The following is a 16,659-nucleotide window of genomic DNA, read 5'->3' as shown; positions in this document are numbered from 1 at the left end:
ATGAAGTGCGCACCACACTGAACACCATCACCCTGGCCAGTGAAGTCGAGCGTCTGACCTTTACCGGTACCGGCAACTTCATTGCTCGTGGCAATGCCTCGGACAACGTCATTACCGGCGGTGCCGGCAATGACACGCTGTTCGGAGGCGCAGGGGCAGACCAACTCAACGGTGGAGAGGGTTTTGATACGGTCAGTTATGGCGATGCCGACAAGGGCGTGACCCTCAATACCAAAACCGGGATACACACCGGAATTGCCGCCGGCGATGTTTACAGCAGTATCGAAGCGATCCTGGGGTCTGACTTCAGTGATGCGTTTGTCGGGGATGCGGGCATCAACCGATTCGACGGTGGTTTCGGTATGGATATGGTGAGCTTTGCCGACGAAGCTGTCGGTGTCACCCTGGATCTGGGCGCACCTGTTTTGACTGGCGCGGCCGCTGGCGACATCTATACGTCGATCGAAGTATTCCAAGGTACGACACAGGCCGACAGCTTTACGGGCAGTGCCGCTGCGGCGGAGAATTTTGTCGGTGGCGCTGGCGCCGATCTGCTGACGGGGGTTGGTCGAGGTGATGGCGCTTGGTACTTAACCAGTACTGGCAGCGTTCAGATCAACTTGCTGGAGGGCACTGCCGCAGGTGGCGACGCTCAAGGTGACGTGCTGATTAACATCGATAACCTGATGGGATCGGCATTCAATGACATGCTGACTGGCAACGCCTACTCGAATAAGCTTGAGGGCGGGGCGGGTAACGACCTCATCTATGGTGGTGAGGGGGATGACTTTATCTATGGCGGCACCGCCACTGATACCGGTGCATTCGGACCACTGACTATTAGCGGCGTCCAGGCCGATACGCTTTACGGTGGTAACGGCAATGACACCATGCGCAGTGCCGATGACGATGCCGGCAGCATTCTTTATGGCGAATCTGGCAACGATAACATCACCGTGTCGGCGGGAATTGCCTATGGTGGTGACGGTAACGATACCTTGACGGGTACCGGTTACGGCTATGAACTCCAGGGTGGTGCAGGTGTTGATACGTTGAACTTGCGCGGATCGGGTGATGCCTTGGGCGGAGAGGGCGGTGACGCCTATATTGTGTTCTCGAAAACCATGGTAGGCATCCAGGACACAGGCACATCCGGGATCGACACTGTCACCCTCAAGAACATTCAGAGTGTCAGTGATGTGCGGATTGTCCAGAACGACCTTGGCGCCTACATCTTCAATGCCGCCGATCTGCAAAGCGGCAACCTGGATTCCGGTGTGTTCCTGAAGGACTGGTACAAGGGCGGGAATACCATCGAAACGTTCTACACCAACAACGGTCAATCCTTCACCATTCCTGTCGTAGGGCAGGCAATGACCGAGTCATTCGCGGTCTGACAAAAGCCGTTGTACGAATAAAAACGGCGAAGCCTGCATTCAGGTTTCGCCGTTTTTTTTACTTCGATTTTTACTCCAGACAAAAGAAAACCCCCGGCAAACCAGAAGTCTGTCGGGGGTTTCTTTTGCCCGGAGAGTATCAGGCGTCTCGCAACGCCTGACTCAGCTCAGCTTATTGGCAAGCTTCGCAATCCGGCTCGTCAATCGCACAAGCCTTTGGCACTGGAGCAGGACCGGCAGGTGCTGCCAGAACCGAATCGTCACCGTGGTTGCCGCCGCTGGAAACAGCGTTCAGCTTGCCGGTGTTGATGGTCGACTTCTCGGTGCTGGTCGCGGCCAGGGCACGGAGGTAGTAAGTGGTTTTCAGACCACGGTACCAGGCCATGCGATAGGTCACGTCGAGCTTCTTGCCCGATGCGCCGGCGATGTACAGGTTCAGCGACTGGGCCTGGTCGATCCACTTCTGACGACGGCTGGCGGCGTCAACGATCCACTTGGTGTCCACTTCGAACGCGGTCGCGTAGAGGTCTTTGAGTTCTTGCGGGATGCGCTCGATCTGCTGAACCGAACCGTCGTAGTACTTCAGGTCGTTGATCATGACCGAGTCCCACAGGCCGCGAGCCTTGAGGTCGCGAACCAGGTACGGGTTGATCACGGTGAATTCGCCCGACAGGTTCGATTTCACATACAGGTTCTGGTAGGTCGGTTCGATCGACTGCGATACGCCAGTGATGTTGGCAATGGTCGCGGTCGGTGCGATGGCCATGATGTTCGAGTTACGAATGCCTTTCTGTACACGGGCGCGAACCGGTGCCCAGTCGAGGGTTTCGTTCAGGTCGACATCGATGTACTTCTGGCCACGGGCTTCGATCAGGATCTGTTGCGAATCCAGTGGCAGGATGCCTTTGGACCACAGCGAACCCTGGAACGTCTCGTATGCGCCGCGCTCGTCAGCCAGGTCGCAGGAAGCCTGGATCGCGTAGTAGCTGACCGCTTCCATCGACTTGTCGGCGAACTCGACGGCAGCGTCGGAACCGTAAGGAATGTGCTGCAGGTACAAAGCGTCCTGGAAGCCCATGATGCCCAGACCGACCGGACGGTGCTTGAAGTTGGAGTTCTTCGCTTGTGGCACCGAGTAGTAGTTGATGTCGATAACGTTATCGAGCATGCGCACGGCGGTGTTCACGGTGCGTTCCAGCTTGGCGGTGTCCAGCTTGCCGTTGACGATGTGGTTCGGCAGGTTGATCGAGCCCAGGTTGCAAACGGCGATCTCGTCCTTGTTGGTGTTCAAGGTGATCTCGGTGCACAGGTTCGAGCTGTGAACCACGCCGACGTGCTGCTGCGGGCTACGCAGGTTGCACGGGTCTTTGAAAGTCAGCCATGGGTGGCCGGTTTCAAACAGCATGGAGAGCATTTTGCGCCACAGGTCTTTGGCCTGGATGGTCTTGAACAGTTTGACCTTGCCTGGGTATTCGGTCAGCGCTTCGTAGTACTCGTAGCGCTCTTCGAAGGCTTTACCGGTCAGGTCGTGCAGGTCCGGCACTTCGGATGGCGAGAACAGGGTCCACTTGCCGTCATCGAAGACACGCTTCATGAACAGGTCAGGGATCCAGTTGGCGGTATTCATGTCGTGGGTACGACGACGATCATCACCGGTGTTCTTGCGCAGCTCGATGAACTCTTCGATGTCCATGTGCCAGGTTTCCAGGTAGGCACACACAGCGCCTTTGCGCTTGCCACCCTGGTTAACGGCCACAGCGGTGTCGTTCACCACTTTCAGGAACGGAACCACGCCTTGCGACTTGCCGTTGGTGCCCTTGATGTACGAACCCAGTGCACGCACCGGCGTCCAGTCGTTGCCCAGGCCGCCAGCGAATTTCGACAACATGGCGTTGTCGTGGATCGCGTGGTAGATGCCCGACAGGTCATCCGGCACGGTGGTCAGGTAGCAGCTCGACAGCTGTGGACGCAGGGTACCGGCGTTGAACAGGGTCGGGGTCGACGACATGTAGTCGAAGGACGACAGCAGGTTGTAGAACTCGATCGCACGGTCTTCTTTCTGCTTCTCTTCGATCGCCAGGCCCATGGCCACGCGCATGAAGAAGATCTGCGGCAGTTCGAAACGCACGCCATCCTTGTGGATGAAGTAACGGTCGTACAGGGTTTGCAGACCCAGGTAGGTGAATTGCTGATCACGCTCGTGGTTGATCGCCTTGCCCAGTTTTTCCAGGTCGAAGGAGGCCAGCACAGGGTTCAGCAGTTCGAACTCGATACCTTTGGCGATGTAAGCCGGCAGCGCCTTGGCGTACAGGTCGACCATTTCGTGGTGAGTGGCGCTTTCGGCCACACCGAGGAAGCCCAGGCCTTCGGCACGCAGGGTGTCCATCAGCAGGCGGGCGGTGACGAACGAGTAGTTCGGCTCACGCTCGACCAGGGTACGGGCGGTCATCACCAGCGCGGTGTTGACGTCGGTCAGGGCCACGCCGTCGTAGAGGTTTTTCAGGGTTTCGCGCTGGATCAGGTCGCCGTCGACTTCTTCCAGACCTTCGCAGGCTTCGGTGACGATGGTGTTCAGACGACCCATGTCCAGCGGCGCCAGGCTACCGTCGGCACGGGTGATGCGGATCGACGGGTGAGCGTTGACCGCTTCTTCGGCCGGTGCGTGGGCAGCGCGCTCTTTCGAACGACCGTCACGGTAGATCACGTAGTCGCGAGCGACTTTCTGCTCGCCGGCACGCATCAGGGCCAGTTCGACCTGGTCCTGGATTTCTTCGATGTGGATGGTGCCGCCCGATGGCATGCGACGCTTGAAGGTTGCAGTGACCTGTTCGGTCAGGCGCGCAACAGTGTCGTGGATTCGCGACGAAGCGGCAGCGGTGCCGCCTTCAACTGCGAGGAACGCTTTGGTGATAGCGACGGTGATCTTGTCATCGGTGTAAGGAACGACAGTGCCATTGCGCTTGATCACGCGCAGTTGACCAGGCGCGGTGGCTGCCAGATCCGAATTCGAATCGGCGGCCTGCGGCAAGGTGCCCTGCGGGTTCTCGCGAGTTGTGTCGGTTTGCATGGGTGTCTCCACGTTCTCTATGTTTGTTTGGGCACCATCACGGTGCCCACCGTTCCGTCCTGAAGCACTACAACCGGCACGCGCCGGGCATAACGACTTCGGGACAGTTCAGGAAGAGGGCCTTGTGAGCGCCGCTTCCATGCCGAAGTCTTCGGTTCACGCGATACGCGTATCACCGCATTCCTTTCGGGGAGCAGTTTCGCCACTGCAACACCCGTACCGTAAACACCGTGATCGGCGCAAAAACGGTAGCCATCCGCAGGCGCGGTTTGGGCTTTCGAAAATACGTTTGGTTCAACCAGACAATGGCAATAAAAAGCCTTGAATTCACTGCCGGGTTTGTGTTTGGTTTTTTAGCGTCAAACCCTACATGTAGGGTTTTTTTGCGCTCGGGCTACAAGATAATGCGTTTCAGGGGGGGATTGCAACGTACTACCTGTGGATAAGCCTGTGCGTAAATTGTGTAAGAAACTTCGAAAATGCGTGTAGGCCGCGAACCTGCTGAGCTAGACCGTCTGTCACTGTTTTTTCACCGGGAAAAACGCTTCAGCGGATTTTTAAGGGCGCGAACCCTATCACAAAAAACCGCCTTGTCCGAACGCATTTACCGACTTGTGTTCTGGCTGTACGCCGTTTATACAATCGGCTCATGCGCAGGCATTGTTATCCTCCAGAAACATGACAAAAGGACGGGAGGATCACGCTGAATATCGCGTACCCCTGTAGGAGCTGCCGAAGGCTGCGATCTTTTGATCCTGATCTTGAAAAGCAAGATCAAAAGATCGCAGCCTCGTTTCACTCGACAGCTCCTGCAGGGGATTGTGTGTCCGGGCAATCGCCTTCCTTTTATCAATAACAATAGAAAGTAGAGGTCACCGGTGGAGCAACAAGCCTTTCAGGTATTGATCGTCGAGGATGACCAGCGATTGGCCGAACTGACGCGCGACTACCTGCAAGCCAATGGACTGCGCGTGGACATCGAAGGTAACGGTGCGTTGGCGGCGGCGCGGATCATCAAGGAGCAGCCGGATCTGGTGATCCTCGACCTGATGCTGCCCGGCGAAGATGGCCTGAGCATTTGCCGCAAGGTGCGTAATCAGTATGACGGGCCGATTCTGATGCTCACTGCGCGCACCGACGATGCCGATCAGATCCAGGGGCTTGACCTCGGTGCCGACGATTACGTGTGCAAACCGGTGCGCCCACGGCTGTTGCTGGCGCGAATCCAGGCGTTGCTGCGCCGCAGCGACACACCCGAACCGGTCGCCGAGAAATCCCGTCGTCTGCAATTTGGTCCGTTGGTGGTCGACGACGCCTTGCGCGAGGCGTGGCTGAGCGACAATGGCATCGAACTGACCAGCGCCGAATTCGATCTGCTCTGGCTGCTGGTGTCCAACGCCGGGCGCATTCTGTCGCGCGAAGAAATTTTCACCGCACTGCGCGGCATCGGCTATGACGGTCAGGACCGTTCGATCGATGTGCGCATTTCGCGCATTCGCCCGAAAATCGGTGACGACCCCGACCATCCGCGCCTGATCAAGACCATCCGCAGCAAAGGTTATCTGTTCGTGCCTGAAGCCTGCGTAGATCTGCCGCTGTGAACTCGATCTTCCTGCGCATCTACGGCGGCATGTGCGCAGCGATCATTCTGGTGGCGGTGCTCGGCGTGCTGGCGCTCAACCTGCTCAATCAGGTGCGCAGCGAGCAATATCGCGAGCGGCTGGCCCACGGCACGTTCTCGCTGATGGCCGGCAATCTGCAACCGATGAACGAAACCGAGCGCCATCGCGCGTTGCTGGTGTGGGAGCGGTTGCTGGGGATTCCGCTGGCGCTGAAGAAGTTTGCCGAGACCGATCTCGATCTGTCCCAGCGCACCCGTGTACAGCGTGGTCAGGCGCTGGTCGAGCAGACCGGGCCGCACGCGGCGAAAGTCTATCGAATGGTCAGCGACAAAGAGCAACTGGTGCTGGTGGGGGAAGTGCAGCAGATCAGCGAACAACTGGCCCGCGCGACCATTTACCTGCTGGCCGATGAATTGGTGCGCGTGCCGGTCGGCGAGCAGCCCAAGCGCCTCGCGCAGATAAAGGAAGAAAAGGGTTTCGGTTTCGATCTGCGCCTGGTCACGGTGAATGATGCCGACATGGACGAAGACCAGAGCCGCCGCGTGGCCGAAGGCGACACCGTCATGGCGCTGGGCAAGGGCGGCGATTCGATCCGCGTCTTTGCCGGCATGGTCGGCACGCCGTGGGTGCTGGAGATCGGCCCGCTGTATCAGATGAACCCGTATCCGCCGGAATGGCTGGTGCTGATTGCTGCACTCGGCCTGACCCTGATCGGCCTTATCGTTTATTTGTTGGTGCGTCAGCTCGAACGCCGTTTGCGTGGCCTCGAAGCCGCGGCCACGCGGATTGCCAAGGGCAGCCTGGAAACCCGTGTGCCAGCGCGCGGTGCTGACTCGGTCGGGCGTCTGGCGTCGGCGTTTAATGGCATGGCTGAGCACTTGCAACAGCTGCTGGCGATTCAGCGCGAACTGGTGCGCGCGGTGTCCCATGAATTGCGCACACCGGTGGCACGCCTGCGTTTCGGCCTGGAGATGATCGGTTCGGCAACCACGCCGCAAGCGCTGGAAAAGTACCGTGAAGGCATGGATCACGACATCGAAGACCTCGATAAGCTGGTCGATGAAATGCTTACCTATGCGCGGCTGGAACAGGGTTCGCCGGCGCTGACCTTCCAGCGCATCGATCTCGATGCACTGGTCAATCAGGTGATCGAGGAACTGGCGCCGTTACGCGCCGAGGTCACGGTGCAGCGTGGTTTGTGCCTGTCTGCTGCGGATAACGATGATGCCTGGGTCGAAGCCGAGCCGCGCTATCTGCACCGGGCGCTGCAGAATCTGGTGAGCAACGCGATGCGCCACGCCCGTTCGAACGTGACGGTGAGTTATCAGGTCGGGCAATTGCGCTGTCGCGTCGACGTCGAGGACGACGGTCCGGGTGTGCCGGAGGTCGCGTGGGAGCGGATTTTTACCCCGTTTCTGCGTCTGGACGACAGCCGTACGCGGGCGTCGGGCGGGCATGGTCTGGGCTTGTCGATTGTGCGGCGGATCATTCACTGGCATGACGGCCGGGCGATCATTGGCAAGAGCAAGAGTCTGGGTGGGGCGTGTTTCAGCCTGAGTTGGCCGAGGAATCAGGAGCGCCGCTAGGTATTTGCGGTGATTGTGCTGGCCCCATCGCTGGCAAACCAGCTCCCACAGTGACCGTGGTGAGCACGGATTTAAGGTCCACTCAGAAACCCGTGGGAGCTGGCTTGCCAGCGATGAGGCCCGGACAGGCGCTAAAGATTTCAGGCGTGGATACTGACCAGACTCAACAACTGCCCATCCTGCACCCCGAACTGCGCCTCCAGTTCAGTGCCGTTGCGCCACTCGGCAGACAAGTCCGTCAACAACCGCAACCGGACTTCACCGGCCTCCGTCCACTCCAGCACTTCAGCATGCTCGAAGTAAAAGCGCTGCTGCACGATCGGATACAGCGCCTTGAACAGACTTTCTTTCACCGAAAACGTCAGTGTCACCAGCAACGCCAACTGATCTCGCGAGGCGGCCGTCATGCGCTGCATTTCAGGTGGCGTCAGAATCTCCCCGGCCAGACGCTCGGCACGTTCGGTACTCAGCAGATTTTCCAGATCCATTCCCAGCCCGCGCCAGTGTCGTTTGTTGGCAACAATTGCCGCCGCACGACCGGTGCTGTGGGTGATCGAGCCGCAGATATGTGCCGGCCATATCGGCGCGCGGTCTTCACCAATCGCTGGGACAACGCTGCTGCCTTCCAATTGCCGCAACGCCGCGCGGGCGCAAATACGCCCGGCGAGGAATTCCGCCTGCCGCTTGGCCACCGAACGCTGAATGCTCGGCGGTGCTACCACGGCACTGCGCTGAAAGTCATCGCCGAGCAGTCGGGCCGGATCGAAGTGGGTGCTGAGCAGCACGGTGTCGGCCAATACCGTCGGCAACGGCCAGTGGCTGTCGAGTGCGGTGCAGCAGGCGGGCAGGGCGGGGGTGAGATTCATGGCGGGCATTTTGCCGGTTAGTCGCGGCAAGGTCGAGATCGGTGGTGCGGCTTTCGCGAGCAGGCTCGCTCCCACACTGGATCTATGCCGCCCAGAAGATCCCCTGTGGCAGCGAGCCTGCTCGCGAAGGCCGCGCCGCGGTGTTCCTGTTCAGCTAAAGATTTTCTGCAAGAACGCTTTCATGTCCGCCCAGGATTTTTCATCCGCTGCCTTGTTGTACCCAATGTCCGGGCCACCGTGCTCGCCATGGCTGAGGCGATCGGCATCCGGATTGGTGAAGCCATGCTTGGCACCGTCAAGGCTGACAAATTTATAGTCAGCACCGGCCTTGTCCATTTCCGCTTTGAACGCCGTGACATTGTCGGCAGTGACCATGCTGTCCAGCGCACCGTGCTCGACCAGAATCTTCGCTTTCACACTGCCGGGCGTCGCCGGGGTTTTGGTCGCCAGCGCGCCGTGGAAACTCACCACGCCCGCCAACGGTTCACCTTGCCGCGCGGCGTTGAGCACCACGCCACCGCCGAAGCAGTAACCGATAGCGGCGATTTTGTTGGCGTCGGTCTGCGGCTGCTGCTTCAGCAAATTCAGCCCGGCCTCAAAGCGCTTGCTGGAAGCCGCCGCATCCTGAGTCGCTGCCTGCATGAACGCCATCGCGTCTTTTGGATGTTCGGTGTTCTTGCCTTCGCCGTACATATCGATCGCCAACGCGCTGTAGCCGAGTGCGGCGAGATCGCGTGCGCGGCGTTTGGCGTAATCGTTCAGGCCCCACCATTCGTGCACTACGACGACACCCGGACGTTTGCCTTTGATGGCGTCGTCATAGGCGTAGTAGCCGATCAGCTTTGTGCCATCGGCGCTTTGATAGGGGATTTCCTCGGTCTTGATCGCTGCCTGAGTGAGGCTGCTGACGGCCAGCAAAATGAGGGCAAGGAACAGGCGCATGGTCGGATCTCCTGACAATAAACGGTCAAATCAGCCTAGTTCATTTGGTTCAGGTCGGGTTCAGAGACGGTTCAGGGGCGGTACAGGGGAAGGTCAGTAACCTTGCGCCATACCCAAACAGCACTGTGAAAGAGGAAATACCCATGACTTTTAACAAACTGTTGCTGGCATTGACCGTAATGAGCGCCAGTATCGCGGCCCAGGCCGACACCACTTCGAACTTCGCCGGCCTGTCCTTCGGCCAGACCAGTGACAAGATCAACAAATCCAACTCGCTGAACAACAACCTCGACCACCCGAACGCCACTGGCGCCATCGACGGCAACAACACCTACGGCGTCCGCCTCGGTCAGCAAAACAGCCAGGGTCGCTACTACGCCACCTACGACAACGTGTCCGGTTCGCACAATGGCATTAAACTGCGTCAGGAAAACCTGCTGGGCAGCTACGATCTGTTCTACCCGGTGGGTGGCAGCACCAAGCTGTTCGGTGGCGCGACGGCGGGTTTGACCAAGCTGACTCAGGACTCGCCGAGCTACAGCCGCGACAGTGACATCGGTTATGCGGTTGGCGGCCAGTTCGGTGTGTTGCAGCAAGTCTCGCAGAACACCTCGGTCGAACTTGGTTACCGTTACCTGCGCAGCAACGCCAGCACTGAAATGAAAGAGAGCGGCGGCAGCAAGCAAGGCTCGCTGGATTTGACCAGCAGCGCCCAGACTTACCTGTCGGCCAACTACAATTTCTAAGGAGTTGCCAGCAGGTTCAATGTGGGAGCGAGCCTGCTCGCGAAAGCGCCGGTTCAGTCGATGAGAGGTCGACTGAGCCATCGCCTTCGCGAGCAGGCTCGCTCCCACAGGTGTGTGACTGGAGATTCTGATTTGCCCGGGAGAGTGTTATGAAACTGTTGGTCGTCGAAGATGAAGCGCTCTTGCGCCATCACCTGCAAACCCGCCTGACGGAAAGTGGCCACGTGGTCGAGTCCGTGGCCAATGCCGAGGAGGCGCTGTACCAGACCGGACAGTTCAACTTTGACCTGGCGGTGATCGATCTCGGCCTGCCGGGCATGGGCGGTCTCGACCTGATTCGCCAGTTGCGCGCGGGCGGCAAGACCTTCCCGATCCTCATCCTCACCGCGCGCGGCAACTGGCAGGACAAGGTCGAAGGCCTCGCCGCCGGTGCCGACGATTACGTGGTCAAGCCGTTCCAGTTCGAAGAACTCGACGCGCGTTTGAATGCCTTGCTGCGCCGTTCCAGCGGGTTCACTCAGTCGACCATCGTTGCCGGCCCGCTGCTGCTCGACCTCAATCGCAAACAGGCGAGCCTCGACGAACAACCGCTGGCGCTGACCGCCTACGAGTACCGCATCCTCGAATACCTCATGCGTCATCACCAGCAAGTGGTGCCCAAGGATCGCTTGATGGAGCAGCTCTATCCGGACGACGACGAGCGCGATCCGAATGTCATCGAAGTGCTGGTCGGCCGTCTGCGGCGCAAACTCGAAGGGCCGGCCGGGTTCAAGCCGATCGACACCGTGCGCGGCCTCGGCTACCTGTTCAATGAGCGCTGCACTTGATTCGTTCTCTTCGCGTTCGCTTGATGCTCGCCGCCACGACGTTGGCGGTGTTGTTCATGCTCGCTTTGCTGCCGGCGATGCAAGGCGCGTTCAGCCTGGCGCTGCAAGACTCGATCGAGCAGCGGCTGGCCTCGGACGTCACTACGCTGATTTCTGCCGCGCGCATTGAAAACGGTCGGTTGGTGATGCCGACGCAACTGCCGGATGAGCGTTTCAACCTCACCGATTTCCGTTTGCTCGGCTATATCTACGATCGCGAGGGGCATCTGGTCTGGCGCTCGAAGGCGACTCAGGAAGAGCAGATCAACTACAAACCGCGCTACGACGGACTCGGTAATGAGTTCGCGCGGATCCGCGAAAGCAATGGCCAGGAATTCTTCGTCTATGACGTCGAAGTCAAACTGCTCGGCGGCAAAAGCGCGGCGTTCAGCATCGTCGCCCTGCAACCGGTGCGCGAGTACGAAACCACCCTCGAAGGCCTGCGCGAAAATCTCTATCTAGGCTTCGGCGCGGCATTACTGGTATTGCTGGCGCTGTTGTGGATCGGCCTGACCTGGGGCCTCAAAGCGCTGCGCCGGCTCAGTCAGGAGCTCGACGAAATCGAAGGCGGCACCCGTGAAAGCCTCACCGAACAACATCCACGTGAACTGCTGCGCCTGACCGGCTCGCTCAACCGTTTGCTGCACAGCGAGCGCCAGCAGCGCAGTCGTTATCGCGATTCCCTCGATGATCTGGCGCACAGCCTGAAAACGCCGTTGGCGGTGTTGCAAGGGGTTAGCGAGGACATGGCCCAACGTCCCGAAGAACGCGATCAAGCGTGGGTGCTGCAGAGTCAGATCGAACGCATGAGCCAGCAGATCAGCTATCAACTGCAACGGGCCAGTTTGCGCAAAAGCGGACTGGTGCGACATCAGGTGCGCTTGCAACCGGTGCTGAAAAGCCTGTGCGACACCCTCGACAAGGTGTACCGCGACAAGCATGTGCGCGTGGCCTTTGATCTGCCTGAGCACTGCTATGTGCCGATCGAGCAGGGTGCCTTGCTGGAGATGATGGGCAACTTGCTGGAAAACGCTTATCGCCTGTGTCTGGGCGAAGTGCGTATCAGCGTGCGTGAGACTCTGGCCGGGATTGAACTGTGCGTCGAAGATGACGGCCCCGGTGTGCCGCCGGATCAGCGTGCGCGGATCCTCGAGCGTGGTGAACGCCTGGATGCCCAGCATCCGGGGCAAGGGATCGGGTTGGCGGTGGTCAAGGATATTATCGAAAGCTACAACGCCAAACTCGCGCTGGGGGATTCGCCGATGGGTGGGGCGGCGTTCAGGATTCATTTTCCGGCGGTGTGATTGGGAGTTGCCCTCTCCCAGAAGGAGAGGGGACTGACCGAAGTGTCTTTGGAAAATTATCGACCTGAGCGATTTGCAGCGAATATGGATTCAATAGAGAGCTTGCAGGTCGGCGTATTTACCGAGCATCCCCCAATCAGTCCTCTCCCCCCCCGGGAGAGGGTTAGGGTGAGGGGCTTTTGATTTGGCGTCTCACTGCTCCTGCGCCCGATACGCCCCCGGCGTCAACCCCGTCCACTTCTTGAACGCCCGATGAAACGCCGACGGTTCGGAAAACCCCAACTGCTCGGCAATCTGTTGCAACGACAGATCCGCCCGCCCCAAATGATAAATGGCGATATCCCGCCGCAACTGATCCTTCAACTCCTGAAAACTCGTGCCTTCCTCACGCAAGTGCCGGCGCAAGGTCTGCGGGCTGATGTGCAAGTGCGCCGCGACCGCTTCCAGATCCGGCCAATTTGCAGTGTCACGGCTGAGTAAACGGCGCAAACGGCTACTCAGACTGTCACCGTCGTCCGGGCGCGAGAGCAGGTCGGCGGGGGAGCGTTCGAGGAAGTGTTTGAGCGTGCGTTCGTCCTGCAACAGCGGCATAGACAGATAGCGGCTGTGGAATAAAAGGCTGCTTTGCTCGGTGCCGAAGGTTAGCGGGCAGGGGAACAACAGGTCATATTCGGCCCCATGCTCGGGGCGCGGATAGCTGAAGCTCGCCTGTTCGAGGCGAATCCGCTGGCCGATCAGCCAACTGCCGAGGCGATGCCAGATCACCAGCAGACTCTCGGTGAGAAAGTGATCCGGGTCCCACATCTGCGAATCATCGAGGCTCAGGCGCACCCATTCGTCTTCGCGCGCCAGGCTCAGGCGCGGGGCTTCGGGGAATAGGCTATAAAACAATAAGCCGCGTTGCAGGGCTTTTTCCAGATTGCGGCAGTGAATCGAGGCGTGGCACATCATGGCGAAACTGCCGGGTTTGCTTGGTGCGTTGCCGAAACCCAGGTATTCGTCGTCCAGCGCCAGCCACAGGCCCTGAATCAAGCGGGTGAATTGTTCCGGAGCAATGCGCGCGCGAGGTTCGTCGAGCAATTCCGGGCTGATGCCCAGTTGCAGCAGCAGGCCCGAGTAATCGAAACCCACGCGGCGTGCGCCACCGAGAGCGGCACGGGCAAAATGACTGGCGATGGTGCGTTCGCGCATAAGCGGCAGATCCTTCTTCAGGCGCCGGATGGTAGCGGCGGGCTGGACGCATCGACAAGGCGGATTTCCGCCAAATTGTAGGACGAGAAGCGGTGAGTTGGCGGAAATCCGCCACGCCTGAGTCACAGGATGGTGACATCCGTAGACCCGTTACCCCTGATATCAAAAGGCTTGCTGGCAATCGCACCAAAGTGGCACGAGGTTTGCGATACAAGCCACAGAAGCGTGCGTTTGGCCCAGATGGAAAATGCTGCTCCAACAACAAATCCCTCCAGTGCAGGAGGGTTCGCAATTAAGGTTTCGCGGTCAACAGATGGATGTTGCCACGCGGGACGCTTGAGGAAACCTGCAATGACGACTCGTCAGCCACTGTACAAATCCCTGTATTTCCAGGTGATCGTTGCCATCGCCATCGGCATCCTGCTTGGTCACTTCTACCCTCAGACCGGTGTGGCCCTCAAGCCGCTGGGTGACGGGTTCATCAAACTGATCAAAATGGTCATCGCCCCGATCATCTTCTGTACCGTTGTCAGCGGCATCGCCGGCATGCAGAACATGAAATCCGTGGGCAAGACCGGCGGCTACGCGCTGCTGTACTTCGAAATCGTTTCCACCATTGCCCTGCTGATCGGTCTGATCGTGGTCAACGTTGTGCAACCGGGCGCCGGCATGCACATCGACGTCACCACCCTGGACGCCTCGAAAATCGCCACTTATGTGACGGCCAGTAAAGACCAGAGCATTGTCGGTTTCCTCCTCAATGTAATCCCGAACACCATCGTCGGCGCGTTCGCCACCGGTGACATCCTGCAAGTGCTGATGTTCTCGGTGATCTTCGGCTACGCCCTGCATCGCTTGGGTTCGTACGGTCGTCCGCTGCTGGACATGATCGATCGCTTCGCCCACGTCATGTTCAACATCATCAACATGATCATGAAACTGGCGCCGCTGGGTGCTTTCGGCGCGATGGCCTTCACCATCGGTGCTTACGGCGTCGGCTCGCTGGTGCAACTGGGCCAGTTGATGATCTGCTTCTACATCACCTGCATCCTGTTCGTGGTGGTGGTGCTGGGTGCGATCTGCCGTGCTCACGGTTTCAGCGTGTTTAAACTGGTGCGTTACATCCGTGAAGAACTGTTGATCGTACTGGGCACGTCTTCGTCGGAATCGGCACTGCCACGCATGCTGATCAAGATGGAGCGTCTGGGCGCGAAGAAATCCGTAGTAGGTCTGGTGATCCCGACCGGTTACTCGTTCAACCTCGACGGTACTTCGATCTACCTGACCATGGCGGCCGTGTTCATCGCTCAGGCGACTGATACCCACATGGACATCACCCACCAGATCACTCTGCTGCTGGTATTGCTGCTGTCCTCCAAAGGCGCAGCCGGTGTGACCGGCTCGGGCTTCATCGTACTGGCCGCGACCCTGTCGGCGGTCGGTCACCTGCCGGTGGCCGGTCTGGCGCTGATCCTCGGTATCGACCGCTTCATGTCCGAAGCCCGCGCACTGACCAACCTGGTTGGTAACGCAGTAGCCACCATCGTGGTTGCCAAGTGGGTCAAGGAGCTGGATACCGATCAGTTGCAAACCGAGCTGGCCTCGGGCGGTCGCGGTATCTCCGACGAGCGTGAAGAAGATGACCTGGGTGTGGCTGAAGGCCCAACCCCAAGCAATGTGAAGTAAGCACTGCTTGAATTGAAGAAACCCGCTTCGGCGGGTTTTTTCTTGCCTGCGATTTGAGCGTAACGGTCATACCCGCTGACATTTCCGGTGATTGCCGTACACGGCATCGCTGCCTAGGCTGAGTGCATCGCCCAAGGAGTTCGCCCATGTCCGCACCGCTGGCCTCACTGAAGATCCTCGATTTCTCGACATTGTTGCCGGGGCCGTTCGCCTCGTTGTTGCTGGCGGACATGGGCGCTGAAGTGCTGCGCATCGAATCACCAACGCGCATGGACCTGCTGCGCGTTTTGCCGCCGCATGATGGCGGAGTCTCGGCCAGTCACGCCTACCTCAATCGCAACAAGCGCAGCCTGGCGCTGGATTTGAAGCAGCCCGCAGCGCTGGAAGTGATCAAGCAGTTGCTGGCCGATTACGACATCGTCCTCGAGCAGTTTCGTCCCGGTGTAATGGAGCGTCTGGGCCTGGGCTATGAAGCGCTGAAGGCGATCAACCCGAAGCTTATTTACGTGTCGATTACCGGTTACGGCCAGACCGGGCCATACAAGGACCGCGCCGGGCATGACATCAACTATCTCGCGCTGGCCGGACTTTCCAGTTACACCGGCCGCGCCGACAACGGGCCGTTGCCGCTGGGCATGCAGGTGGCGGATGTGGCCGGAGGCTCATTACACGGAGTGATCGGGTTGTTGGCCGCTGTGATTGCGCGTCAGCAGAGCGGGCAGGGCACGCATCTGGATGTGAGCATGACCGATTGCGCGTTCAGCCTGAATGCCATGGCCGGTGCCGGCTATCTGGCTTGCGGCGAAGAACCTGCGTGGGAAGACCAGATGCTCAACGGCGGCAGCTTTTACGATTATTACCGTTCCCGCGATGGCCGCTGGATGTCGGTGGGCAGTCTGGAACCGGGGTTCATGCAGCAACTGTGTACGGCGTTGGGGCGGCCGGAGTTGGCGGCGCAGGGCTTGTCCTCAAAGCCCGAGCAGCAACGGGCATTGAAGTACGCGCTGACGGTCGAGTTCGAAAAACACGACTTTGCTGAGTTGTGCGAGCTGTTTGCCGGGATCGATGCGTGTGTCGAGCCGGTATTGAGTCTGGGTGAGGCGGTGCGCCATCCGCAGTTGCAGGCGCGGGAACTGGTGACGCAGGTGCCGCGCGGGGATGGTTCGACGCAGGCGCAGATGGCCTGTCCGTTGAAGTTTTCCCAAGCGTTGCCGGCGCCGCGGCATGTTGGCGCGGTGTTGGGGCAGCATACGGATCAGGTGTTGGCGGAGTTGGGGTTGAGTCCTTCGAAAATTGAAGAGCTGCGCCGGGCCAAAGTCATTCTTTAGTGCCTGTTCTGGCCTCATCGCTGGCAAGCCAGCTCCCACAGTTTTCGAGGTGTCCACA

12 protein-coding genes are annotated in these 16,659 nt (G+C 59.2%); 8 read left to right on the top strand and 4 right to left on the bottom strand.

What is annotated here, in order from left to right:
* The coding region (locus tag PMI23_RS09585) for a calcium-binding protein (protein ID WP_007949779.1) at positions 1 to 1,397 on the top strand (1,397 nt) is incomplete at its 5' end.
* A 172-nt stretch (positions 1,398 to 1,569) separates the two neighbouring features.
* Here PMI23_RS09585 and PMI23_RS09580 read toward each other — a convergent pair.
* Positions 1,570 to 4,464: a ribonucleoside-diphosphate reductase subunit alpha gene (locus PMI23_RS09580; RefSeq protein ID WP_007917534.1), complete on the bottom strand. Its 2,895-nt coding sequence runs from the start codon at positions 4,462 to 4,464 to the stop codon at positions 1,570 to 1,572.
* An 878-nt stretch (positions 4,465 to 5,342) separates the two neighbouring features.
* Between PMI23_RS09580 and PMI23_RS09575 the strand changes: the two genes are divergently transcribed.
* Both PMI23_RS09575 and PMI23_RS09570 read left to right on the top strand, forming a co-directional pair.
* The gene (locus PMI23_RS09575) at positions 5,343 to 6,065 is read left to right on the top strand and encodes a response regulator (RefSeq protein ID WP_007917532.1); all 723 of its coding nucleotides are present in this window, start codon (positions 5,343 to 5,345) and stop codon (positions 6,063 to 6,065) included.
* Positions 6,062 to 7,672 carry an ATP-binding protein gene (locus PMI23_RS09570; protein WP_007917529.1) on the top strand — a complete coding sequence of 537 codons (1,611 nt, stop codon included), beginning with the start codon at positions 6,062 to 6,064 and terminating at the stop codon, positions 7,670 to 7,672. The genes PMI23_RS09575 and PMI23_RS09570 overlap by 4 nt, the downstream gene beginning before the upstream one ends.
* Before the next feature lie 140 nt (positions 7,673 to 7,812).
* Here PMI23_RS09570 and PMI23_RS09565 read toward each other — a convergent pair whose 3' ends face one another.
* Both PMI23_RS09565 and PMI23_RS09560 read right to left on the bottom strand, forming a co-directional pair.
* Positions 7,813 to 8,538 (bottom strand): 4'-phosphopantetheinyl transferase family protein, encoded by a 726-nt coding sequence (locus tag PMI23_RS09565; RefSeq protein WP_007917528.1) that lies wholly within the window; start codon positions 8,536 to 8,538, stop codon positions 7,813 to 7,815.
* A 150-nt stretch (positions 8,539 to 8,688) separates the two neighbouring features.
* Positions 8,689 to 9,480, bottom strand: coding sequence for a dienelactone hydrolase family protein (locus PMI23_RS09560; RefSeq protein ID WP_007917527.1), 792 nt, complete (start codon positions 9,478 to 9,480; stop codon positions 8,689 to 8,691).
* 143 nt (positions 9,481 to 9,623) lie between these two features.
* Between PMI23_RS09560 and PMI23_RS09555 the strand changes: the two genes are divergently transcribed.
* The 3 genes from PMI23_RS09555 (at position 9,624) to PMI23_RS09545 (ending at position 12,396) form a co-directional block, all read left to right on the top strand.
* Positions 9,624 to 10,226: a membrane protein gene (locus PMI23_RS09555; protein WP_007917526.1), complete on the top strand. Its 603-nt coding sequence runs from the start codon at positions 9,624 to 9,626 to the stop codon at positions 10,224 to 10,226.
* 149 nt (positions 10,227 to 10,375) lie between these two features.
* A complete protein-coding gene (locus tag PMI23_RS09550; protein WP_007917525.1) occupies positions 10,376 to 11,053 on the top strand; it encodes a response regulator transcription factor in 678 nt (225 codons plus the stop codon).
* Positions 11,050 to 12,396 (top strand): ATP-binding protein, encoded by a 1,347-nt coding sequence (locus PMI23_RS09545; RefSeq protein WP_038367433.1) that lies wholly within the window; start codon positions 11,050 to 11,052, stop codon positions 12,394 to 12,396. Before PMI23_RS09550 ends, PMI23_RS09545 begins: the two co-directional genes overlap by 4 nt.
* Positions 12,397 to 12,588: 192 nt before the next feature.
* Here PMI23_RS09545 and PMI23_RS09540 read toward each other — a convergent pair whose 3' ends face one another.
* Entirely contained in the window at positions 12,589 to 13,587 is a 999-nt protein-coding gene (locus PMI23_RS09540; RefSeq protein ID WP_007917523.1) for an AraC family transcriptional regulator, read from the bottom strand.
* A 351-nt stretch (positions 13,588 to 13,938) separates the two neighbouring features.
* On the opposite strand from PMI23_RS09540, the gene PMI23_RS09535 reads away from it, so the two are divergent.
* Together PMI23_RS09535 and PMI23_RS09530 are read left to right on the top strand one after the other, a co-directional pair.
* Complete coding sequence (locus PMI23_RS09535; protein ID WP_007917521.1) at positions 13,939 to 15,273, top strand: dicarboxylate/amino acid:cation symporter; 1,335 nt, start codon at positions 13,939 to 13,941, stop codon at positions 15,271 to 15,273.
* 146 nt (positions 15,274 to 15,419) lie between these two features.
* A complete protein-coding gene (locus PMI23_RS09530) occupies positions 15,420 to 16,601 on the top strand; it encodes a CaiB/BaiF CoA transferase family protein (RefSeq protein WP_007917519.1) in 1,182 nt (393 codons plus the stop codon).
* Positions 16,602 to 16,659 lie beyond the last annotated feature (58 nt).

Source organism: Pseudomonas sp. GM24 (genome assembly GCF_000282235.1).
Lineage (GTDB): Bacteria > Pseudomonadota > Gammaproteobacteria > Pseudomonadales > Pseudomonadaceae > Aquipseudomonas.
Note: the sequence above shows the minus strand (reverse complement) of the source record. Positions and strands in the feature narration are given on the sequence as shown.

Coding starts and splice junctions, on each gene's coding strand:
- PMI23_RS09565 (WP_007917528.1), bottom strand. CDS start 8,538: ATGAATCTCACCCCCGCCCTGCCCGCCTGCTGCACCGCACTCGACAGC.
- PMI23_RS09555 (WP_007917526.1), top strand. CDS start 9,624: ATGACTTTTAACAAACTGTTGCTGGCATTGACCGTAATGAGCGCCAGT.
- PMI23_RS09580 (WP_007917534.1), bottom strand. CDS start 4,464: ATGCAAACCGACACAACTCGCGAGAACCCGCAGGGCACCTTGCCGCAG.
- PMI23_RS09560 (WP_007917527.1), bottom strand. CDS start 9,480: ATGCGCCTGTTCCTTGCCCTCATTTTGCTGGCCGTCAGCAGCCTCACT.
- PMI23_RS09550 (WP_007917525.1), top strand. CDS start 10,376: ATGAAACTGTTGGTCGTCGAAGATGAAGCGCTCTTGCGCCATCACCTG.
- PMI23_RS09535 (WP_007917521.1), top strand. CDS start 13,939: ATGACGACTCGTCAGCCACTGTACAAATCCCTGTATTTCCAGGTGATC.
- PMI23_RS09530 (WP_007917519.1), top strand. CDS start 15,420: ATGTCCGCACCGCTGGCCTCACTGAAGATCCTCGATTTCTCGACATTG.
- PMI23_RS09540 (WP_007917523.1), bottom strand. CDS start 13,587: ATGCGCGAACGCACCATCGCCAGTCATTTTGCCCGTGCCGCTCTCGGT.